Origin of the sequence: Clostridium pasteurianum DSM 525 = ATCC 6013 (assembly GCF_000807255.1) — a bacterium.
Classification (GTDB): domain Bacteria; phylum Bacillota; class Clostridia; order Clostridiales; family Clostridiaceae; genus Clostridium_I; species Clostridium_I pasteurianum.
Genome location: NZ_CP009268.1, coordinates 1,981,585 through 2,004,750 on the forward strand (window position 1 = coordinate 1,981,585; position 23,166 = coordinate 2,004,750).

Consider the following 23,166-nt stretch of genomic DNA (forward strand, 5'->3'; position numbering starts at 1 on the left):
TACGCCAAGTTAGTCAGGTTAAAATAGTAAGTATAATAAACAAGAAGTTATCTTATAATGCATATATACATTGTAAAATAGCTTCTTTTATTTTAAAAATCAATGATGCCATATGATATAAATTTATATTCCTTAAATATTAACTGAATTATCCATAAAAATGCCTTTATTATAGTATAAATTACAACTGGACAATTATATATCATATGTAGGGAATCACTTATACCTTCTAATCTGCCTAACGGTTTTTGGTGTGTTGCCTTCAATTTTTACCAAATCTTTTTTTGTGGTCATATTTCTGATATTCATAACTTCTACAGTTTCTCCATTTCCTTTGCCTCGTGGCCCCTTTACTCCCTGTACAATTAGAAGATTACCTTGATTTATAGTCATAAACTCCGGCCTTTTAAACCATTTATTTCTCTTATAAGTACATTTTGTAATATTTTTGCTCCTATCGGGTTTTATAATTAAAGTAACTATTAGCTTATGGAAAATCCATAAAATCGATTTCTCTTCAAGCTTAACAGATATTACCTTACCTTGTACCTGTGTAAGTCTATCTCCATATTTTTTTAGATAAGATTTTGTATAATAATCTTGTATTTTTTCTTTAAAACCCATTCTTATGACTCCTTTTAATAGTATATTTTATATAATAATATTTACATACAATAATAATTACAATTATATCATAACATATACCTTTTTTAAATATATATTATGAACTGTACAGTGATTATCATTAGCACTTTTATGGATAACTATGTAAAGCATATCAATAAAATTGAACTATTGCTTTTTTTTAGTGGATAGTATATTTTGTTTATATAGATAAAAATATTCGCAAAAATATCATTGATAATTTAATAAATTAATATTAAATATTAAAAAATTATACTAAAGTAACTTTAAAGGAAGTGATTTAATTGAAAATGCTTACCCAACATACCAAATTGGTTAATGAATGGCTTGAGCGATATGGGGTTAAATTTGGTATTTACAAAAATGATAAATTTATTGAACAGCTGTTTCCCTTTGATGCAATACCTAGAATTATTGAGGCAGATAAATTTGCTCTTCTGGAAAAAGGATTAATTCAACGAGTGTGTGCTCTTAATTTATTTTTAAAAGATATTTATTCTAATAGATGTATTTTGAGAGATAAAATAATACCGGAGGAATTTGTGTATTCCTCTAAAGGATTTTTTGCTGAATGCTGTGGTATTACTCCACCAAAAGGTATATATTCTCATGTTGCCGGTATAGATCTTGTAGAAGCTAAGGATGGATGGTATGTATTGGAGGACAATTTGCGTATTCCTTCGGGGGCTTCTTATCCTATGATTGCAAGAGAAATTACAAGGAGTATAAGTCCTGAAACCTTTGAAAAGAACAAGGTGTGTGAAAACAGAAATTATGCTTCTATTCTCTCTAAAATGCTGGAAGAAGTAAATTGTGGGGGAATCAATGTGGTTATGACACCTGGCAGATATAATTCAGCATTTTTTGAACATTCCTATCTGGCAGAAAAAATGGGTGCAGTACTTGCTTTCCCGGGAGATCTTCAGGTGCAGAACGGAGTAGTATATTATAATAAATTTAACGGTGGAAAACAGAGGGTTGGAGCTATTTATCACAGAGTATCCGATGAATATATAGATCCAATAGCTTTTCAGCAGGATTCTGTAATTGGTGTTCCTCATCTTATGGAAGCTTATAAAAAAGGCAATGTAGCTTTGGTCAATGCACCGGGAAATGGAATAGCTGATGATAAGGGAATTTATTACTTTGTCCCTGCAATGATTTCTTATTATTTGGGAGAAGATCCTATTTTAAAAAATGCACCTACTTATCTTCCTTTTTTCAAAGAAGATGAGAAGTATGTGCTTGAAAATCTAGAAAAGCTTGTAATTAAAGACGTCAGTGAATCTGGTGGATATGGAGTTGTGTTTGGAAGTGAGCTTTCAAAGGAGGAAAGGAATAATTTAAGAAATATTATAATAGATAATCCTCGAAGATTTATAGCTCAGGAGGTTATAGACTTTTTAGACCTTATGGTTTTGGAGGGTGAGGAAGCTGTTCCTAGAAAGGCGGATCTTAGGGCTTTTGTAATTCACGGAAAAGATGTTAGTGTATGGAAAAGCGGACTTACCAGATTTTCACGTAATCCAAATTCATTTGTAGTTAATTCTTCACAGGGAGGAGGCTTTAAAGATACATGGATAATATCTCAATAAATAGAGCAAACTATCTTTATTGGCTGGGAAGATATGCAGAAAGAGTATATACTACCATTTCATATCTTAGACATTTTTATGATGAAATGGTGGACAAGAATCCCATGGCCTATTCGGAATTTTGTAATAGAATTGGAATTGTAAATAGATATGATAATAAAACAGATTTTATAAAGAATTTTATATATGATGAAACCAGTGATATAAGTATAGCTTATTATCTCAATAAAACTTATGATAATGGAATAGTTCTTAGAGATGTAATTACAAGTAAAACTCTATCCTATATTCAACTTGCTTGTAATGTACTTAATATATGTCATAATAGAGAAGAATATATAATTGTAAATCTTCAAAAAGTTACAGACCATCTAATTGGATTTTGGGGAGCTGTAGATGATTATATATTAGAAAATAATGCTAGAGATCTTATAAAGGCAGGAAAATATATAGAGAGGGTAGAACTTTATAATAGATTTGAAGAAAATAAAGATATAAAAAAAGCAACAATGGATAGACTTTTAAGGTATGCCATAAATCTAAAAATGGATAAAAATACTTTTCAGGATATAAACTTTTTAAATATTACAGATTCTTCAAATTATGAATATATTAAAAAATATATTGATGAATTATCAAAAGCGGAGGTAGGACAGTGAAAAGATATGAATTCTCCTTTATTACTAAATTAATATTTGAAAGTAATATTGAAAGTCAACATTTTATGTTAAGATGCCTACCAGGAGATTATCAATTTCAAAAGATATATGATGAAAAAATAACTATATCTCCAGAGGCAGAATTTAGCTATGATAGAGATTCTTTTGAAAATAAAACTCTTTCAGGGACTATTAAGCCTAAACATCATATATTTCAGTATAAAATTATGGGAAATGCACTTCTTAGCAGATATAGATCTTCAGAGATACTGGACAGGATATTTTTATATGAAACTAATAGTACCGCTATTGGTAAAGCTATGGAAGAATTTGCAAATAACATTCAAGTAGAAGGGAATATAGATGAAAAGGTCTTTGCAATAAGTAATGCTGTTCATAATTTAATAGAATATGTACCTGAATCCACCAATACAAAAACCACTGCAAAAGAAGCTTTTTACAATAGAAAAGGAGTATGTCAGGATTATTCTCATATAACCATTGCTATTTTGAGATATTTTAAGATTCCGGCTCGTTATTGTGTGGGTTTAATGGAAGGTGAAGGTAAGACCCATGCTTGGGTTGAATACTATAATAATGGCACTTGGTATGGTATAGACCCTACAAATGATAAGTTTATAGAATATGGTTATATTAAAATTTCCAGTGGTCGTGATTGTTTAGATTGTATTGTAGAAAGAGGATGCTTTACTTCTGTAAATAAAGAAGTAAAGCAGAGTATAGAAATTTCAGCTAAAGTTGGTGAAATCAATGGGTAAACAAGTGGAAACAGTTTTTACAAGAAAACTTCCCGTAGATGAGATACTTGAAATTAAACGATGCAGATATATACCAGATAATATCAATGAAAATGATATTGAAAGGCTTCCAAGAATCTGTATTGTTACGGGAACTCATGGAGATGAACTTGAAGGACAGTATATATGCTATGAACTTTCAAAAAAACTTCAGGAAGATCCGAAGCATATTCAAGGAATAATAGATATTTATCCAGCTTTAAATCCCCTGGGAATAGATTCTATTTCCAGAGGTATTCCCAATTTTGACCTTGATATGAATCGTATATTTCCTGGTAAGTCTGATGGCTCAACCATTACAAGAATTGCTCATAATATTGTGGAGAGCCTTAAAGGTGCTGATATTGTTATAGATATTCATGCTAGTAACATTTTTCTTCGGGAGATTCCTCAAGCTAGAATTAATGAGAACATGGCAGATAGATTACTTCCTATTGCAAATTTATTGAATTTAGATTTTTTATGGGTTCACCCTGCTGCCACGGTGCTTGAATCCACCCTGTGTCACTCACTTAATATAATTGATACACCTTGTATTGTTGTGGAAATGGGTGTTGGAATGCGTATAACAAAGGATTATGGAAATCAGCTTCTAAAGGGTATATTTAATGTTATGAAAAAATTAAAAATATGGTCAGGAGAAACTAAAAATGCTGATAGTTATCGCAAAGCTATTAATTCAATGGAACATGAAGTGTTCTTTTTGAATTCCTCTGCTTCAGGTATTTTTGTTCCATCTATAGATCACTGTACAACTGTAAAAAAAGGAGATAAAATAGGAAATATATTGGATCCTTTAGAAGGAAAAATAAAAGAAAAACTTATATCTCCCTGTAATGGAATGGTATTTACCCTAAGGGAATATCCAATAGTTTATACAGGATCCCTTGTAGCAAGGTTGATTGGAGAGGAGATTATATCAAATGAAAAGGGAAATAATATTTAGACTGGAGTCTCCTTATAGAGATACTATGAGAATTACCGCTTTTAGATTTGGTGATTATGAAAATAAAAATTCTGAAAAGGCCTGTGCAATTGTTGGTGCTACCCGTGGAAATGAAGCACAACAGATATATGTTTGTTCTCGCCTAGTAGAAGTATTTAGAAAACTGGAGGAAAAGGGTAAAATAGCTTCAAATAAGCAGATATTAGTAATTCCCACAGTAAATAATTATTCCATGAATACTAATAAGAGATTTTGGTCCTTAGATAATACGGATATTAATAGAATGTTTCCTGGCTATGATTTAGGTGAAACTACCCAAAGAATTGCCTATAATGTATTTGAACAGGTTAAAAATTATACTTATGGAATACAGTTCCCAAGTTACTATATGCCTGGTGAATTTATACCTCATATTAGAATTATGCATACAGGTTACGAAAAAGCTGAACTTGGGAGGGAGTTTGGACTGCCTTATGTGTATATTCGTGACAGCAGGCCTTATGACACTACTACTTTAAATTATAACTGGCAATTGTGGAATACCTCGGCCTTTTCACTTTATGCTGGAAAGACTACACAAATTGATGAATCTGCTGCAGAAATGGCTATTAGAGCTGTAATACGATTTTTAAATAAAATGGGTGTATGTAATTGTTCTGTAGAAAAAGGATTTGTTTCTGAGGTGATTAATTCAAAATATGTTTCTTCAGTGATTTCAACTAAAGGAGGAATTTTTCAGAGAATAAAAAGAGCTGGGCATCATGTGATTAAAGGGGAATTGCTTGGAAGAATTATGGATCCCTATGATGGGTCAGTACATGAAGAACTTTTTGCTGGTGTAGATGGCTTGATTTTCTTTGTATGCGATAGTCCTTTTGTCTATGAAAGTACATATGTATATAAAATAATTCCATCAGAAATGTAAAGTTCAATAAATTAATTAGTAACTTTTAAAATCTCAATAGAATTAATAAAATAGCTTATTCTATAAATTTATTTTAGAATAAGCTATTTTATTTTGCACATTGTTATAAAAATGTTCCTAAACATTAATGAGAAGAATATTATTATATTATAGAATCTTTTATCCTATAGTAGCTGCTGGAATTTTTGCTTAATTTTATACACAGCACTGCCAGAAGATTTGTATAAACAGAGTTCTTTGCTTCAGATGGAGTTTTTTTCTACAACTGAAACTTAGAAATCATTATACGAGGGACGTAGCAGCCCTTATCTCCCACTTTGATAGAAGCTGGGAGTTATCGGATAAGTTTTAACTCAGTAAGATTTATTGATAGAAGAAGATTGTTTAATTTTATTCTTTAAATAAATCCACGCAACTTCTCTTTATAAAGTATTATGATGGGATATTTATGAATAGCAGGGAGGGATAGTATGAAAAGAGAATTAACTCCTAAAGATGTAATATACAATGTGCATATAGATGGTGATGAAAATTTTGATAATAATATAATGCCTCAATATGAAGATATATACAGCAAATTGAGTCAGGTAATTAATATTGATAAGTACGGATATAATGTCTATATTGTTGATAATTTTACTAAAGAAAAGTTAGATGATATTATTATATATGTAAAAAAACTATATAAGGATAAAATTAATCCTAAGGATATTTGTTATGCGGTAAGTAAAGATGAAAAATCCCCGGTAGCTATTACTATTGACAACGGAAAGGGAATTCTATTTAAAGAAACAGTAGAAGAGATTAAAAAGCTCTATATGACTTTTATATATAATTTTTATAATAGCAGCAGTAATAAAGAAAAGGAATTAATAATAGATAGGATTCAAAGGAAGAAAAATGAACTTATAGATACTCTCATTGAAAGAAGTCATAGTGAAGGCTTTGAAATTAAAATCACTGATGGTGGTTTTAGTTTTATACCAATGAAAGAAAATAAACTGATGACAGAAAGTGACTATGATGTATTAAGTGCCTCTGAAAAGGAAGGTATACTGAGTAAAATAAAAAGACTCAGAAGTACATCCAAGGATATATTAGAAGAGCTTAAAAATATAGAAAAGATGGAAATACAAAAGATAAAAAATATATTTAAGGATTACTTTGACAGCAAGTTGAATATATCCAAAGATGAGTATATTGCAAGATTTGAAGATGATAAAAAGATATATGAGTATATAAAAAATATGTTTGAAGATATAGAAGAAAGTGTTATAGACAACTATAGTATAAATTATGAAGAAGATGAAGAAAATATCATAAGTATAATATCAAAATATGCTGTAAATGTGCTTGTGGATAATAGCAAAAATAAGAATGCACCAGTTATCTACGAGGAGGATCCTAATTTAAACAATCTTATAGGAACTATTGAATATGAAAATCATAATGGAAGTTATATTACAGATGTGAATCTTATAAAGGCGGGATCAATTTTAAAGGCCAATGGAGGATGTTTAATAATTAGGATGGATAATTTAGTAAATAATCTTTCTGCCTATTATTATTTAAAAAAGGTATTATTAAATGAAAAAGTTACTTTTAATTACAGTAAAGGTTACTTGGAACTTATAACATTAAATAGTTTAAGTCCAGAGCCTATAAGAATTAAAGAAAAAATTATTGTAATTGGTGATTATAACACTTATCATATGTTATACAATTATGATAATGATTTCAGAAATATTTTTAAAATCAAAGCAGAATTTAAATCAGATATAAGAATAAACAGCAAAAACAAAGCTATTTTTTTTAATTATATAAAAAGATGTTTAAAAAACAATAATATTAAATCCATGACTTCTTTGGCCATAGACAAATTGGCAAAGCATCTATCAAGGAAGGCTGAGAATAGAAATAAATTATATTTAGACAGCCTAGAGATTGATAAAATATTGATGATGGCTAATAGTAGTTCAGAAAAGAACAATAGAAACAAGATTATAGGGGAAGATGTATTAAATGCTATTTATGGTTCTAGCATATTGGAAGATGAAATTCTTGAAATGTATGAAGAAAATAAAATATTATTAGATGTAAAAGATAAAAAGATTGGTCAAATAAATGGTTTATCTGTGATTGATACAGGATATATGAGCCTTGGAAAACCTAATAGAATAACTTGTACTTGTTATAAGGGAAATGGAAATATTATTGATATTCAAAAAGACAGCAATTTAAGTGGAAATATTCATTCAAAATCTATCAATATATTAAAGGGATGGATAAATAATGCTTTGGGAAATTATAAAAGTTTAAGTGTGGATTTTCATTTGTGTTTTGAACAACTTTATGGAAAAATAGAAGGGGATAGTGCATCGGTGGCAGAAGTATTATGCATGATTTCATCTCTTAGCAGAATACCCATAAGGCAGAATATGGCAGTTACCGGTTCTATAGATCAATTTGGTGAAGTGCAGCCCATAGGTGGAGTTAATGAAAAAATTGAAGGCTTTTTTAATGTATGTAAAATACTTGATAGTGTTGACAGTAAAGGAGTATTAATACCAGAGAGAAATATAGACAGCATAATTCTCAAGGATGAAGTTGAAGAGGCCATAAGAAGTAATAAATTTCATATATATACTATGGAGAATATATATGATGCCATGGATATAATGATGGGAAATGACTCATTGGATTCATACAAAATTATAAAGTTTGCTGAAAATGAGATGAATAAGTATAGATTACCTTCACAATAAAATGTATAAGTAAATCCAAACTGCTCATAATAATTGTGAATAAAATTTATTTGAGCAGAGGGGTCGCATATGAGAAAGAGAATAAAATTATTTTGGATTACTTTTTTTATAGCCATTTTTTCATTAAGCTTTATTTTTGAAAATGTCAATGCAGTGTCATTTGCACCTAAAGAATTGAGGTTAACTCTTAATGCAAATAATACTGTTACACTACCGAAAAATTTTAGAAAGACTACAGACAGTGATAAGATAAAAGATATTGATAAGTCAGTAAATTTAGAAGGCATGAATAAACTGAATATATCTGGAAGTGGCCAATTTTCTGAAAAGGGACTAGAGATGGCTAAGGAAAATATAGGAGAAAAGGTTCCAATAACAGTAGTAGATTTGAGAGAAGAATCTCACGGATTTTTAAATGGTAATGCTATAAGTTGGACTGATGGCCATAATAAAGCCAATAAAGGATTAATTGAGGCACAAGTTATAAAAGATGAGAATGAAAGATTAAAGAAGCTTTCAGAGGAAAAAACTGTTGAAATTAAAAACAGGACTTTAAATGTGGAAAAAGTTGAAAATGAAGAAAACTTAACTAAAAAACATGGTATATCCTATACTAGAATAACTGTTACAGATAAGGAGGCACCGTCTAAAGAAGCGGTAGATGAATTTGTGAATTTTGCCAAATCAGTACCTAATTCCGGATGGCTTCACTTTCACTGTAAGGCTGGCAAGGGAAGGACCACTACCTTTATGGCTATGTATGATATGATGAAAAATGCGAAAAATGTTTCTTTTGAAGATATAATAAAAAGGCAATTTTTATTAGGTGGAGAAAATCTGTTAAAGCGTACTACTGTAGAAAATATTAAAGGCACAAGAGCAAAATTTTTAAAGAATTTTTATGACTATTGCAGGACAAATAATGATAATTTCAATACTACCTGGGAGCAATGGTTAAAAAACAATCCTGATAATTCTAGATAGATGTAGTTCTTTCAGTTAGGTCTAAGATAAAAAGAAATACTATAAAATTCACAATATTTTATAGTATTTCTTTTTTAGTAATAGAATGTTACTCATCAATTATACATATATTGTTTTTTTTTGTTGCCACATATAGATAGCAGGGATTTTGTATACAAAATATATAGGCTACATCTTTATGCATATATTTAACTACTCCGTATAATCCATTCCACTCGTTATCATCATTTAATCTGACAATACTTCCTACGTTCATAATACTAATACAGCACATCCTTTTAATGAATATCATTATCTTTTAAATTATCGTTTTTTTCTTTTAAAATAGCTTCTATTTTTCTATCTGCATTACTTGCAACCCTGCACAAGGATAGAATAGTTAGTATAAATAATATGGATATTATTATAAATATATATTTCATGATATCACTCCTGTAAATTTACTAACTATTATATATATTGGCAAGTATTTCGTTTTTTATACCTTAATATTAAAAATTTTAAATTACTATTTTATCACAATAAAATAAGTCTTTAAATACTATCTATCTACAAATTATAATTACAGACAAATAATAAATTTAAAGACTTGTTCTGCTACAATGTTTTAATATTAATTTTAAAAACTGCTGTTATTTTATTATACGTTAAATCTAAAGTTAACTACATCTCCATCTTTCATTATGTAATCTTTTCCTTCTAATCTATAGAGACCTTTTTCCTTTGCTGCAGCTTCTGACCCGCAATTGATTAAATCCTCGTAGGATACAATTTCAGCTCTTATAAAACCTCTTTCTATATCTGTATGGATTTTACCAGCAGCTTTAGGTGCCTTAGTGCCATTAGTTATAGTCCAGGCCCTTACTTCATCAGTTCCAGCAGTTAAGAAGCTCATTAGTCCTAAAAGTTTATAGCTGGAGGCTATCAATTTGTCCAGGCCAGATTCTTCTAAACCATATTCTGAAAGCATTTCCTTTTCTTCTTCTTCCGTTAAAGTTGAAAGCTGTTCTTCAAGACTGGCACATACTGTAACTATTTCAGACTTTTCAGAATTTGCTAATTCTCTAACTTTTTTTACAAATTCATTTTCAGCATTACCTGATAATAGATCATCTTCTGAAATATTTGCAGCGTATAAAACTGGTTTTGAAGTAAGTAAAAATAACTCCTTAACAAATAGCTGCTCATCCTCTGTTAAATCTAAAGTTCTTACTGGCTTGCCTGATTCCAAATGACTTTTGATTTTCTCCATAATTTCCATTTCTGCTTTAGCTGTTTTATCTCCAGAACGAGCTAATTTTATTGATTTTTCCATCCTTCTTTCAAGTACTTCTAAATCAGAAAATACCAATTCAAGGCTTATAGTTTCAATATCACGTATAGGATCTACAGAACCTTCTACGTGGACAATGTTTTCATCTTCAAAACATCTTACTACATGAACTATAGCAGCAGATTCTCTTATATGGGATAAAAATTTATTCCCAAGTCCTTCTCCTTTGCTGGCACCTTTTACTAAACCTGCTATATCATAAAACTCAATACTGGCATGAACCTTACGTTTTGAGTTATACATCTTTTCAAGAACATCCAGTCTTTTGTCAGGAACATCAACTACACCTACATTTGGTTCTATTGTACAGAATGGGTAATTAGCTGATTCAGCACCGGCCTTAGTTATGGCATTAAATAATGTGCTTTTTCCAACATTTGGCAATCCTACAATTCCTAATCTCATTTATGTACATTCCTTTCTATTACCTTTATATAATACCTAATAATTATACTCTACAATACTATACATTTCAATTTATTAATGGGATTTGGAATTAAGTTAGGCAGTAATAGGGGAAAAGTGTGTATTAACATTAAAGTTTAAATAAAATTCACTAAATAATTTAAAAATATTTAATAGTAAAGAAGGATTTTTTATATTATTATAGAATAGTAGAGTAAAGTGGTTATAAGTGGTTAAAAGTGGAGTGAAATAGCAAAGAGGTGTAATTGGATGTTCATAGGGGAATATCAGCATGCTATTGACAGTAAAAATAGAATTATAATTCCATCAAAATTTAGAGAAGAATTGGATGATACCTTTGTTCTAACTAAGGGTCTAGATGGATGTTTATATGCTTATCCTATGGACGAATGGAAGGCTTTAGAGAATAAATTAAAGAAGCTGCCGCTTACAAACCGCAATGCCAGGGCATTTGTGAGATTTTTCTTTTCGGGAGCTAATGAAATAACTTTAGATAAACAGAGTAGAGCTCTTATTCCTCAGAGTTTATTAGAATATGCTTCTATAATTAAGGAAATAGTAAGTATAGGAGTTTCTACACGAATTGAAATTTGGAGCAAAGAAAAATGGAAAGAATACAATGAATCCGATATAGACATGGACGAAATTGCAGAGCAAATGGGTGAACTTTTCACCTGATTAACTTGGCGTAAGTCTCCCATGCACTCTGTGAAAGTGAGAGTTCAACGCCAAGTAAGCCATGCATTTGCAGTTCTAAAATTCAGATGGGGTAAAAGAATCCCCACCTGAATTAAGAACTTGCTTCAATTTAACACCTGTTAAAGACAAGGAGATAATTATGAATTTTAAGCATATACCAGTTTTACTAGATGAATGTATAGAGGGATTAAATATAAAGGAAGATGGTATTTACATTGACTGTACTTTAGGAGGTGCAGGCCATTCCAGTGAGATAATTAAAAGGTTATCAGAAAAGGGAAGATTAATTGGAATAGATCAGGATACAGACGCAATTAATGCAGCTTCAAAAAAATTAGCTGATTATGATAATGTAACTTATGTTCATAACAATTTTTATAATATAAAAAATATTTTAGATGAATTAAATATTGATAAAGTAGATGGAATATTAATGGATTTAGGAGTATCAAGTTATCAATTGGATGAAGCTGAAAGAGGATTTAGCTATATGAATGATGCTCCTTTGGATATGAGAATGAACAGAGAAAGCAATATATCCGCTTATGAAATAGTAAATAACTATGAAGAAGCGGATTTATATAGAATAATTAAAGCTTATGGAGAAGAAAAGTTTGCAAAGAGAATAGCTTCATTTATTGCCAAAGAAAGAGAAGAAAGACCAATAAGAACTACTTTTGAGCTGGTAGATATTATAAAATCAGCTATTCCGGCTAGATTTAGAAGGGAAGGTCCTCATCCTGCGAAGAGAACTTTTCAGGCAATACGTATTGAGGTTAATAAGGAATTGGAAATATTAAATAAGGCCATAGAGGATGCAGTAAGTAAACTAAATAGGGGAGGAAGGATAGCTATAATTACTTTTCATTCTCTAGAAGATAGAATAGTAAAGACAAAATTTAAAGAACTTGAAAATCCTTGTGAATGTCCTAAAGATTTTCCAATATGTGTATGTGGTAAAAGTCCCAAAATAAAAATTTTAACAAGAAAACCAAAAGAAGCTAATGAATATGAATTGGAAATTAATCCAAGAAGTAGAAGCGCTAAACTTAGAATAGGGGAGAAAATTTAATTTAAATACAAAAATAATTATATTTTAAATAATGCATAGGGGTGAAAATATTGATATTAAAAGAAAAAAGCTATATAAATAATGGAAGCAGTGCACTGCAGCCAGAGAGAAAACATTATGGGGAAGAGGATAAACGTTTAATACAGGAGGAAAATAAAAGACGAAAAAAATTAAAACAATCTAAGTTAAAATATCAGGCTAAAATAATGATTGGCATAGCATTAACTTTTATTGTAGGTTTTACTATAATTTATAGATATTCTGTAATATATAATATGGAAAAAGAACTATCAGCTGCTACGGCTAAGACTAATAATGCCATAAAACAAAATGAGAATTTAAAATTAGAGTTAATGGAATATAATCAGATACAAAACATAAAAGAAAGAGCATCCCATATGAATATGGTACAACCAGATAAAAACAAAGCTGTAGAAGTAGATTATGATAGACAAACTCTTAAAACAGATAAAAGTGTTGAAAATGAAAAAGATAAATCTATATTGGAAATATTAAAAAGCAAGATTTTCTAATATATACATAAACTTTAATTGTTTATTAATAAATTCATGGTAATATTTCTATAGGATATCTAATAATTATTACTAAACATAAAAAATGTTAGTTTAGTGTAATGGAGGTATCTGAGTTTGAGTAAAAGAACATATAGAGACCATGTTATGATAAAAAATAGATTATTTTTTGTATTGATTATTTTTATCATTATATTTGCTTTACTGGTTTGCAGATTGTTTAAAGTAAATGTTATTTTGTCTCCTAAGTACAAAAAAATGGCTGTTGATCAATGGACAAGCGAAGTAAAAATATCTGCAAAGAGAGGAAAAATACTGGATAGAAATGGACAAGAATTGGCAGTTAGTGGGAATGTGTATAGAGTTGATTTGGATCTAAGTACTATAAGAGCTGATTTGAATTCTACTAAGAAGATGGACATGAATACTTTAGCTCAAAAGCTGGCGGAAGCTACTGGTAAAAAAACTGAAGATGTAAATAAGCTATTAAACTACAAACTTCCAAATGGAAATCCTGCAGGATCTGCTACTTTGGCTAGAAGAGTTGAAAAAGATGTAGCAGACAAAGTATCTGATATAAAAGTAAATGGGATTATTGTTTCACCAGATACAAAGAGATACTATGTAAATAATAATTTTTTGGCCCAGGTAATTGGACATACTAATTCCGATGGTAAGGGTTTAACTGGAGTTGAATTGGAGTATGATAATTATTTATCTGGAACTCCAGGAAAGAGGATTGCTGAAATAGGTAAAAATAGTAAAGATTTGCCCTATACTATTTCCGATTATACAAAGCCTTCTAATGGAAAAGATGTAGTACTTACTATTGATGAAAATATTCAGGAATTTGCAGAAAAAAATGCTCAACAGGCACTTAGTGATAATAAAGCTAAAGCAGTTTCAATTGTAGTTGCTAATCCTAAAAATGGAGAAATTTTGGCTATGGTAAATAAACCAGATTATAATCCAAATGATCCTTGGGAGAAGGGAAAAAGTTTCAATGAACTTCAAAGTGAATGGAGAAATAGGGCTGTTAATGATGCTTATGAACCTGGATCAATTTTTAAAGTTATAACTGCGACAGCAGCTATGGAAGAAAAAGTAGTAAAAGAGACGGATCAATTTAATTGTACTGGTGCTATAACCATTGCAAATAAGATAATACATTGCTGGAAGCGTACAGGACATGGCCAGGAGAGTTTTGTAGATATAATAAAGAACTCTTGTAATGTGGGATTTGCAACTCTTGGTCAGAGACTTGGAGCTGCTAATTTGAATAAGTGGATTAATAAATTTGGCTTTGGCCAAAAGACGGGCATAGATTTACCTGGAGAAGCCAAGGGGATAGTTAAGGCAACAAATAAAATTACTCCTGTAGATGTAGCTACAATAGCTTTTGGTCAGGCCAATACAGTATCCATGGTTCAATACTTAAGTGCTTTTAATGCAGTAGCTAATAATGGAGTATGGGTAAGACCTCATGTAATGAAAAAGATAGTTCATTATGATTCAAATAACAAAGAAATTATAGATAAAAATTATGATGACTATGGTACTAAAAAAGTGGTAGATGAAAATGTGGCAAAAGAGCTTAGAGGTTATCTTGAAAAGGTAATATCGGAAGGTGGAGGTAAAAAGGCCTTCATTGATGGCTATCATATAGCTGGGAAAACTGGTACTGCACAAAAACCTAATCCTAAGGGCGGCGGTTATGAATCTGGAAAATATGTGGCATCTTTTGCTGGAATGGCACCGGCTGAAGATCCACAGGTTACTGTAATGGTATCTATTGATGAGCCAGATCCTTCAAATTATTACGCAGGACAAATAGCTACGCCAGTGGCTAAACAGATGTTCAGTGATATATTCAATTATCTAAATATAAAAACTGAGGCTTCTAATGAGGATGTAACAAAAAGTATGTTAAATGATGTAGTAGTTCCAAATGTAAGGGGTATGAAAATATCTGATGCACAGAAAATATTGAAGGAAAATAATTTAACTTTTGATGCAGATCAAAATGGTGACTATGTTACAAATATGACGCCTCTTCCAGGAGCTACTGTTAAAGAGGGAACAAAAATAATACTTTACACTGGCAGCAGTCCAAATTATAATAATAAAGACATAGAAGTACCAGATTTGGATGGATTAAGCAAAGAAAAAGCTTCACAGATCCTTGAGGAGTTAGGATTAAAGGCCAATTTTTCAGGCCAGGGAATGGTATCTGAACAGGATATAACGGAAGGAACAAGAGTTCAGAAGGGAACTACAGTGAATTTGGAACTTGAAATTATAGGTGATTAATTTGTATAAAAATCAGTAGTTAATTCAATAATGTCTAATAGACAGCACAATACTATATATAGTATTGTGCTTATTTAAAGAGGAAGTGATAGTATGAAACTGGAAAATATATTTGAAGGTATTAAATACCAGGTAGTAAAAGGACATATAAATTTAAATATTAATAAAATAGAATACGATTCTAGAAATGTAACTAAAGATGATCTATTTATCTGCATAGAAGGTTTCAGTACAGATGGACATAAATATATTGGCAATGCAGTAAAAAGTGGAGCCACAGCTATTGTCTGCACAAAAATTCCAAAGGATTTACCGAATTGTACTGTAATCCATGTGGAAGACAGCAGGAAGGTATTGGCACTTACAGCAGCCAATTTTTATGGTCATCCTGTTGAAAAGTTAAAGATGATTGGAATTACTGGAACTAATGGCAAGACTACATCTACCTATATGATTAAATCTATTTTGGAGAATGCAGGACATAAAGTAGGTCTTATAGGTACCATTGCCAACTATATAGGAGATAAAAAGATATTAGCTCATAGAACTACGCCAGAATCTTTAGAACTCCATAAACTCTTTAAAGAAATGGTAGATAGTGGGGCTGAATATTGCGTTATGGAAGTTTCTTCTCATTCTCTGTATTTAAATAGGGTTTATGGAATAGAATTTAATGAGGGCATATTTACTAACCTTACTCAGGATCATCTGGATTTTCATAAAACTTTTGAAAATTATTATAATGCAAAGCTCATATTATTTAAAAACAGTAAAGATGCTATAATTAATATGGATGATGATTATGGAAAAAGAGTATATGATGATTTAAGCTGCAATAAAATTACCTATGGGTTTAAAAAACATGAGGATGTAGAAGCAAAAGATATAAAAATGCATTCCAGGGGAATAGATTTTAAAATTAACTATAAAAATGAATCTGTTTTTGTTAATTTAAATATTCCTGGAAGATACAATATATCCAATGCCCTCGGAAGTGCTGCAGCATGTCTATTAGAAGGGATTACATTAAAACAGATAAAGACAGGATTGGAAGCATTAAAGGCAGTTCCAGGAAGGTGTGAAGCTGTTGGTACAAATTTTGACCTTGGGTTTGATATAATTGTAGATTATGCACATACTCCTGATGGTCTTGTGAATATACTTAAAACAGCTAGAGAATTTACAAAGGGAAGGCTTATTTCTGTTTTTGGATGCGGCGGAGATAGAGATAAGACAAAAAGACCTATAATGGGAGGAATTGGAAGTCAACTTAGCGATATTGCAATAATAACTTCTGATAATCCAAGAACTGAAGAACCAATAAGCATAATAAATGAAATAGTCAAGGGTATAAGTAAAGACAACTATATAACTATAGAAAATAGAAGAGAAGCAATAAAAAAGGCAATTTCCATGGCAAATAAGGATGATGTTATAGTAATTGCAGGGAAAGGTCATGAAGACTATCAAGTTTTAAAAGAAGGTACAATTCATTTTGACGAAAGAGAAGTTGTTGATGAAATCATAAAGGAGCTGTTTTAATTGGAATATAAATTTCTTAGTTCTATTGTGGAGGCAGTAGAAGGTAAATTATTGATAAAAGGTTCTAAAGAGGCATTTAATCATGTAAGTATAGATACTAGAAAAATAGAACCGGGAAGCATTTTTATTGCAATTAAAGGTGATAAATATAATGCCAACGAATTTGTGGCAGAAGCAAGTAAAAAAGGCGCAGGACTTTGTATTGTAGATGAAATAAAATTTAAAGAAGAGGATATATCTAAAGATACTTCAATTATAATTGTAGAAAATACCAGAAAAGCATTATTAAAATTAGCTGAATTCTATAGGAGTACCCTTGATATAAAAATTGTGGGGATTACCGGTTCTACAGGAAAAACTACCACTAAAGATATGACCTATGCCATTTTATCACAGAAATATAAGGTGTTTAAAACAGAGGGGAATTTTAATAATGAAATAGGTCTCCCTCTGATGATTTTTAATTTAGATAAAAGCTATGATATAGCTGTACTTGAAATGGGAATGAGTAATTTTTTTGAAATTCACAATATGGCAAAGGCAGCAAAGCCGGATATTGCACTTATAACTAACATAGGAATATCCCATATAGAAAATCTAAAGACCAGAGAATATATACTTCAGGCTAAATTAGAAATAACAGATTATTTTAATTCAAATTCAACCCTTATTTTAAATTCAGATAACGATATGCTTTCAAAGGTAAATAGGGAAGATAAAATATACAAAATTATAAGTACTAGCACAGAATCGGATTGTGAGCTGAAGGCTGAAAATGTAAAACTTAAAGAAGCAGAAGTTGTCTTTGATATATCTAGAGATAATAAAGTGGTATTTGAAGGCTTTAAGGTAGGCTTACCTGGAAAACACAATATATCTAATGCCTTACTTGCTATTGCCTGTGGTGAAGCCTTTGGATTGACCTACGAGGAAATGAATAGGGGGATGGAAGGCCTTAATATGACTTCTATGAGGTTAGATATAATTAAAGGTAAAAAATACACAATAGTTAATGATTGTTATAATGCCAGTCCCGATTCAATGATAGCGGCAATTGATGTTTTAAAAAATATAAGGGGAAAAAGAAAAATAGCAGTTTTAGGAACTATGAGAGAATTGGGTGAAAAAGCTTATGATGCCCATAGAGAAATAGGTACCTATGCAAAGAAAAATTCAGTAGATTTACTAATAGTATTGGGAGAGTTTGAACAGGCCTATAGGGAAGGCTTTCAAAACAGTGAGAAGATAAAAAAATTTAATTCCACAGAAGAAGCTTCCGAATTTCTCGATAAGTTTATAAAAGAGGATGACGTGGTGCTGGTGAAGGCATCAAGGGCAATGAAATTTGAAAAAATAGTTTCTCATCTTGAGGAAAACAACTAATTAAACAATGGATAAATTTATACTATTAAAATGAAATTGCACAGTGTTTTAGATGCTTTAAAATATTTAAACAATTTAGAAAAGGAGATGCAATTATGAGTGCAATAATATATTCTGTATTGGTAGCATTTTTGATTTCTTTGCTGCAGGGACCTATATTAATACCTATACTTCATAAACTAAAATTTGGACAAAATATAAGAGAAGAGGGACCTAAAAGTCACAGAAAAAAAGCAGGTACACCCACTATGGGAGGATTAATATTTATATTTACTACTGCTATAACTATGTTTATTATGAAGAATAACATAGCGTCAAATAAGACGGCAATATTTGCATTTATATGTCTTGTTGCATTTGGAGTTATAGGATTTTTAGATGATTTTCTAAAAATAGTACATAAGAGAAATGAAGGGCTTACAGCTAAGCAGAAATCACTTCTTCAGCTTATAGTTTCCTTGGGAATTGCATATTATTCCTATATAACCGTAGGAACTGATATATATATACCTTTTTTTAGAATAACTTTACAGTTAAATCCTGTAGTTTATATGATTTTTATAGTGTTTTTTATGGTGGCAATAACTAATGCAGTAAATCTAACAGATGGATTGGATGGATTGGCAACTTCTGTAACGCTGCTTGTAATGACCTTCTTTACCATAATAAGTTTTGCCTGGCATTCCTATGAGCTTGCCATATTTTGCGGCATTATGGCAGGAGCTCTGTTGGGATTCTTGAAATATAATACTTTTCCAGCACAAATTTTTATGGGAGATACAGGATCTTTGGCCCTTGGCGGAGCAATAGCTGGTATAGCTATTATACTAAAATTGCCAATAGTGGTTATAATAGTAGGAGGAATATATGTACTTGAGACAGTTTCAGTAGTTATACAGGTAACTTGTTTTAAACTTACAGGTAAAAGAGTATTTAAGATGGCTCCTATCCACCATCATTTTGAACAGCTTGGATGGCACGAGACTAAAGTAGTAGCTGTGTTTTCAATTGTAACTGTTATACTATGTCTCATATCGCTTTTATCACTTTAGTTATATTAAATAAATGATTGGTCTTTTACCTGTTATTTATTTTGATATATTTTAAGAAATATTTTGGAGGTATGTTATGAATAAACCTAAACTTTTTCAAAAGGTAGAGGTTGACTTTGTTTTACTGGCCACGGTGTTATTAATTTTAGCAATTGGTATTATAATGGTGTACAGCGCAAGTTCCTATAGTGCACTTAATAATCCTTCCCTTAATGATGATATGTACTTTTTAAAAAAACAAGGTATCTTTGCCATTGCAGGTATTGTAATGATGCTTATTGTTGAAAAGATTGATTATCACAGAATAAAAGGAGCAACAAATATTATAGTACTTATAACTATAATTCTTCTGGGTATAGTGCTTTTTTGTCCACCAGTAAATGGTGCCAGAAGGTGGATACCTCTTGGACCTCTTGGAAACCTTCAGCCCTCTGAAATTGCAAAGTATACTGTGGTATTATTACTTGCAAAGGGAATAGAGAAAACTGGTGAAAATATTAAAAAATTTTTCCCAACGGTAGTTATATATCTATTTGTGGCAGCTTTTTTTGCAGGTTTTGTATACATAGAAAAGAATTTAAGTATAGCAACTGTAATTATGCTTGTTAGCTTAATAATAATATATGTAGGTGGTGCAAAAGGCTGGCAGCTTGGATCTATAATATTTTCTCTTATACCTTTAGGTTTTATATTTATTAAGGCAGAGCCTTATAGATGGGCAAGGCTTATGTCTTTTAGAGATCCTTGGAAAGATGCGAAGAATGTAGGATATCAATTAGTTCAATCACTTTTAGCTTTAGGCTCTGGAGGCGTAATGGGACTTGGACTTGGACAATCAAGGCAAAAGGCTTATTATATACCAGAACCTCACAATGATTTTATTTTTGCAATTATAGGTGAAGAACTGGGCTTTGTAGGTTGCGTGGTTATAATATTATTGTTTTTAGTTTTAATACAGAGGGGTATTAAAATTGCAATTCATGCAAAAGATATGTATGGAACATTAATAGCAGTGGGAATAACATCTGTATTAGCAGTTCAGGCTATAATAAATATAGCTGTTGTTACAGGCTCTATACCAGTTACTGGTGTACCACTGCCGTTCATAAGTTATGGAGGATCCTCTCTGGTAGTTAATTTGATGGCTGTAGGTATTTTGCTAAATATATCTTCACAAACTAATAAATAGAAAATATAGCATTGCTTGCAAGCAATGCTATATTTATATAAAATTATATAAATTTTGCTGTTTAAATGAGTGGTATTATGTGGTATTATTAAATAGTCAATTGATATATACTTAATGTTTCATTGTGTTTTTAATATTTCTAATTAATAGGTGAGTACATGGAAAAGAGTAAAAATGAACTTATAGAGAAGAGAAGAAAAAAGAGAAGATTTAAAAGAGTTTTTTTTATTATGATACTGCTGATTGCAGTACTTGTCACTTTATGTTTAAAATTAACATATTTCAATATAAAATATATTAATGTATCAAACAACTATACTATAGCCTCTGAGGAGATAGTTAAAGAATCAGGAATACAAAAGAATACAAATATATTTTATATGAATAGCAAAAATATTAAAAATAATATTTTAAATAATCCCTATATACTCAGTGTAGATATACATAAAAAACTTCCCAATACAATAAATATTAATGTAAATGAAAGAAAGGCTGTTTTTTATGCACAAAATAATAATAATAAATTTGCTGTTATAGATAGAGCTGGCACAGTACTTGAGATTAAAGATAATATTGATAATATGAATCTTATAAAAATTGTTGGTATAGATACTTCAAAAATTTCTATTGGAAAAGTGGTCTTAAATGACAATAAAAAACTTTATATAATAAATAGTCTTACAGATATTATAATGAATAACCAGGTGTGTAAAAATATTAAAGTGGTAAATATAACCGATACTATGGATCTAGAGACTTATTACAATAATATGTGTATTAAACTTGGTTCTAGTGAAAATCTGCAAAAAAAGTTGAATAGGGCTATTAATATAATAAATGATAGAAATTTATCCGCCTCAAAGGGATATGTAGATGTAAGTTTTAATGGAAATCCAGTATTTTTTGTTGAAAAGTAGGAGGATATAATATGAAGAGAATAAGATCACAAATAGCTGTAGCCTTGGTTTGCTGTATACTTGGTTTTATGCTTGCCTATCAATTTAGGATAATAAGTCTTCAGGAATCCAATATAAGTCTTCAAGGAGATAGTTCTCAGATAACTAGCCAAGTGGAACAGTTAAACAAGGAAAAAGAGGATTTAAATAAAAAAGTAAATGAGCTTCAGACTAAGTTAAAGCAGTATCAGGATGCAGCAGTCACTAAGAGTGGTGCAGATAAACAAATGATAGATGAATTAAATAATTTAAATGCACTTATAGGTAGTGAAGATGTACAGGGTCAGGGAATTATTATAACCATAACTCCAAGGAATATATTTTCATCAGATATTGATGGTGTGGGAAATGTTATTACAGATAAGGCCCTTACTAATATAGTAAATGAACTACGTTTTGCTGGTGCAGAGGCTATTTCCATAAACAACATAAGGGTAACATCCTATACAGGTATAAAGACATCCGGGGGGGTTTCAAATATTTTTATAGGATCTAGTGATAAGATATCACCCTATGATACCATTACAATAAAAGCTATAGGAAATAAAGAAGATCTTAATTCGGGAATGGTTTTCCCTGGAGTGCTGTATAATAATCCTGATATACCCTCTGCTGCGTATATAGTAGCTACACCACAGAAAAGTGACAATATAAAAATTCCTAAATCTAATAAAGTATTTAATTTTCAATATGCAAGACCAGCAGCTAAGTAATTGTATTTGAAGCAAGTTCTTAATTCAGGTGGGGATTCTTTTATTCCATCTGAATTTTAGAACTGCAAATGCATGGCTTACTTGGCGTTGAACTCCCACTTGAAGAAAAGCAGGCAAAACAAAATTTATTTTGTATTTGGTCGCTTTCACAGAGTGCAAGCAGAGAACCAAAATCTTTTTTTTGATTTTGTGTGAGGGCTGTACAGAGTGCGTAGGAGACTTACGCCAAGTTAGTCAGGTTAAATTATTTGTAATATTTAAGGAGTGAATTCATATGATAGCATTTTTTGGTTTGTTAATAGGAATTATAATAGGTGTCTTTTGGAATGCACCTATTCCAGATAAATTTTCACCTTATATGTCAGTGGCAATATTTGCATGCCTTGATTCTGTATTTGGTGCTTTGAGAGCGGGACTTTCAAAGCAATTCAGAGCCGATGTATTTATTTCTGGTTTTTTTGGAAATGCAGTTCTTTCTGTTGCATTAGTATATTTAGGGGATAAACTAGGAATTCCAATTTATCTTGCAGCTGTTATTGTTTTTGGAAGCAGAATATTTAACAATTTTGCATTGATCAGAAGAAGCTTGTTAGATAGAGGAAAAATTCACTGATGAGGTGA

The 23,166-nt window shown here is 30.6% G+C and carries 22 protein-coding genes; 18 read left to right on the forward strand and 4 right to left on the reverse strand.

Annotation, left to right across the window (positions count from 1 at the left end; translation table 11 throughout):
* Nucleotides 1–216: 216 nt before the first annotated feature.
* A complete protein-coding gene (locus tag CLPA_RS08945) occupies nucleotides 217–624 on the reverse strand; it encodes a hypothetical protein (protein WP_003444045.1) in 408 nt (135 codons plus the stop codon).
* 305 nt (nucleotides 625–929) lie between these two features.
* Here CLPA_RS08945 and CLPA_RS08950 point away from each other — a divergent pair, with 305 nt between their 5' ends.
* The 7 genes from CLPA_RS08950 (at nucleotide 930) to CLPA_RS08980 (ending at nucleotide 9,337) form a co-directional block, all read left to right on the forward strand.
* Nucleotides 930–2,240: a circularly permuted type 2 ATP-grasp protein gene (locus CLPA_RS08950; RefSeq protein WP_003444047.1), complete on the forward strand. Its 1,311-nt coding sequence runs from the start codon at nucleotides 930–932 to the stop codon at nucleotides 2,238–2,240.
* A complete protein-coding gene (locus CLPA_RS08955) occupies nucleotides 2,222–2,899 on the forward strand; it encodes an alpha-E domain-containing protein (RefSeq protein ID WP_003444049.1) in 678 nt (225 codons plus the stop codon). The genes CLPA_RS08950 and CLPA_RS08955 overlap by 19 nt, the downstream gene beginning before the upstream one ends.
* Nucleotides 2,896–3,678 (forward strand): transglutaminase-like domain-containing protein, encoded by a 783-nt coding sequence (locus CLPA_RS08960; protein ID WP_003444051.1) that lies wholly within the window; start codon nucleotides 2,896–2,898, stop codon nucleotides 3,676–3,678. Before CLPA_RS08955 ends, CLPA_RS08960 begins: the two co-directional genes overlap by 4 nt.
* The gene (locus tag CLPA_RS08965) at nucleotides 3,671–4,663 is read left to right on the forward strand and encodes a M14 family metallopeptidase (RefSeq protein ID WP_003444053.1); all 993 of its coding nucleotides are present in this window, start codon (nucleotides 3,671–3,673) and stop codon (nucleotides 4,661–4,663) included. Before CLPA_RS08960 ends, CLPA_RS08965 begins: the two co-directional genes overlap by 8 nt.
* Nucleotides 4,641–5,588 carry a M14 family metallopeptidase gene (locus CLPA_RS08970; protein ID WP_003444055.1) on the forward strand — a complete coding sequence of 316 codons (948 nt, stop codon included), beginning with the start codon at nucleotides 4,641–4,643 and terminating at the stop codon, nucleotides 5,586–5,588. Before CLPA_RS08965 ends, CLPA_RS08970 begins: the two co-directional genes overlap by 23 nt.
* A 470-nt stretch (nucleotides 5,589–6,058) precedes the next feature.
* Complete coding sequence (locus tag CLPA_RS08975; protein WP_003444057.1) at nucleotides 6,059–8,353, forward strand: AAA family ATPase; 2,295 nt, start codon at nucleotides 6,059–6,061, stop codon at nucleotides 8,351–8,353.
* Between the two features lie 69 nt (nucleotides 8,354–8,422).
* Nucleotides 8,423–9,337, forward strand: a complete 915-nt coding sequence (locus tag CLPA_RS08980; protein ID WP_003444059.1) for a phosphatase domain-containing putative toxin — start codon at nucleotides 8,423–8,425, stop codon at nucleotides 9,335–9,337.
* An 88-nt stretch (nucleotides 9,338–9,425) separates the two neighbouring features.
* Here the strand turns inward: CLPA_RS08980 and CLPA_RS21350 are convergent, their stop codons facing one another.
* The 3 genes from CLPA_RS21350 to ychF form a co-directional block, all read right to left on the reverse strand.
* Nucleotides 9,426–9,593 carry a hypothetical protein gene (locus CLPA_RS21350; RefSeq protein ID WP_003444061.1) on the reverse strand — a complete coding sequence of 56 codons (168 nt, stop codon included), beginning with the start codon at nucleotides 9,591–9,593 and terminating at the stop codon, nucleotides 9,426–9,428.
* A gap of 22 nt (nucleotides 9,594–9,615) precedes the next feature.
* On the reverse strand, nucleotides 9,616–9,759 hold the full coding sequence (locus CLPA_RS21150; RefSeq protein WP_155760367.1) for a hypothetical protein: 144 nt from the start codon (nucleotides 9,757–9,759) through the stop codon (nucleotides 9,616–9,618).
* Between the two features lie 218 nt (nucleotides 9,760–9,977).
* Nucleotides 9,978–11,075 carry a redox-regulated ATPase YchF gene (gene ychF, locus CLPA_RS08985; RefSeq protein ID WP_003444063.1) on the reverse strand — a complete coding sequence of 366 codons (1,098 nt, stop codon included), beginning with the start codon at nucleotides 11,073–11,075 and terminating at the stop codon, nucleotides 9,978–9,980.
* Between the two features lie 270 nt (nucleotides 11,076–11,345).
* Here ychF and mraZ point away from each other — a divergent pair, with 270 nt between their 5' ends.
* The 11 genes from mraZ (at nucleotide 11,346) to CLPA_RS09040 (ending at nucleotide 23,158) form a co-directional block, all read left to right on the forward strand.
* Complete coding sequence (gene mraZ / locus CLPA_RS08990; RefSeq protein ID WP_003444065.1) at nucleotides 11,346–11,774, forward strand: division/cell wall cluster transcriptional repressor MraZ; 429 nt, start codon at nucleotides 11,346–11,348, stop codon at nucleotides 11,772–11,774.
* A gap of 160 nt (nucleotides 11,775–11,934) precedes the next feature.
* Nucleotides 11,935–12,867: a 16S rRNA (cytosine(1402)-N(4))-methyltransferase RsmH gene (gene rsmH / locus CLPA_RS08995; RefSeq protein ID WP_003444067.1), complete on the forward strand. Its 933-nt coding sequence runs from the start codon at nucleotides 11,935–11,937 to the stop codon at nucleotides 12,865–12,867.
* 41 nt (nucleotides 12,868–12,908) lie between these two features.
* Nucleotides 12,909–13,400 carry a hypothetical protein gene (locus tag CLPA_RS09000; RefSeq protein WP_236900398.1) on the forward strand — a complete coding sequence of 164 codons (492 nt, stop codon included), beginning with the start codon at nucleotides 12,909–12,911 and terminating at the stop codon, nucleotides 13,398–13,400.
* A 117-nt stretch (nucleotides 13,401–13,517) separates the two neighbouring features.
* Entirely contained in the window at nucleotides 13,518–15,710 is a 2,193-nt protein-coding gene (locus CLPA_RS09005) for a stage V sporulation protein D (RefSeq protein ID WP_003444071.1), read from the forward strand.
* A gap of 93 nt (nucleotides 15,711–15,803) precedes the next feature.
* The gene (locus CLPA_RS09010; protein ID WP_003444073.1) at nucleotides 15,804–17,252 is read left to right on the forward strand and encodes a UDP-N-acetylmuramoyl-L-alanyl-D-glutamate--2,6-diaminopimelate ligase; all 1,449 of its coding nucleotides are present in this window, start codon (nucleotides 15,804–15,806) and stop codon (nucleotides 17,250–17,252) included.
* Complete coding sequence (locus CLPA_RS09015; RefSeq protein ID WP_003444075.1) at nucleotides 17,253–18,635, forward strand: UDP-N-acetylmuramoyl-tripeptide--D-alanyl-D-alanine ligase; 1,383 nt, start codon at nucleotides 17,253–17,255, stop codon at nucleotides 18,633–18,635.
* Between the two features lie 95 nt (nucleotides 18,636–18,730).
* Entirely contained in the window at nucleotides 18,731–19,687 is a 957-nt protein-coding gene (gene mraY, locus CLPA_RS09020; protein WP_003444077.1) for a phospho-N-acetylmuramoyl-pentapeptide-transferase, read from the forward strand.
* A gap of 76 nt (nucleotides 19,688–19,763) precedes the next feature.
* Entirely contained in the window at nucleotides 19,764–20,876 is a 1,113-nt protein-coding gene (ftsW, locus tag CLPA_RS09025) for a putative lipid II flippase FtsW (RefSeq protein WP_003444080.1), read from the forward strand.
* Between the two features lie 158 nt (nucleotides 20,877–21,034).
* The gene (locus CLPA_RS09030) at nucleotides 21,035–21,793 is read left to right on the forward strand and encodes a cell division protein FtsQ/DivIB (protein ID WP_003444081.1); all 759 of its coding nucleotides are present in this window, start codon (nucleotides 21,035–21,037) and stop codon (nucleotides 21,791–21,793) included.
* Nucleotides 21,794–21,804: 11 nt separating this feature from the next.
* Complete coding sequence (locus CLPA_RS09035) at nucleotides 21,805–22,545, forward strand: DUF881 domain-containing protein (protein ID WP_003444082.1); 741 nt, start codon at nucleotides 21,805–21,807, stop codon at nucleotides 22,543–22,545.
* Between the two features lie 274 nt (nucleotides 22,546–22,819).
* On the forward strand, nucleotides 22,820–23,158 hold the full coding sequence (locus CLPA_RS09040) for a small basic family protein (protein WP_003444083.1): 339 nt from the start codon (nucleotides 22,820–22,822) through the stop codon (nucleotides 23,156–23,158).
* Nucleotides 23,159–23,166 lie beyond the last annotated feature (8 nt).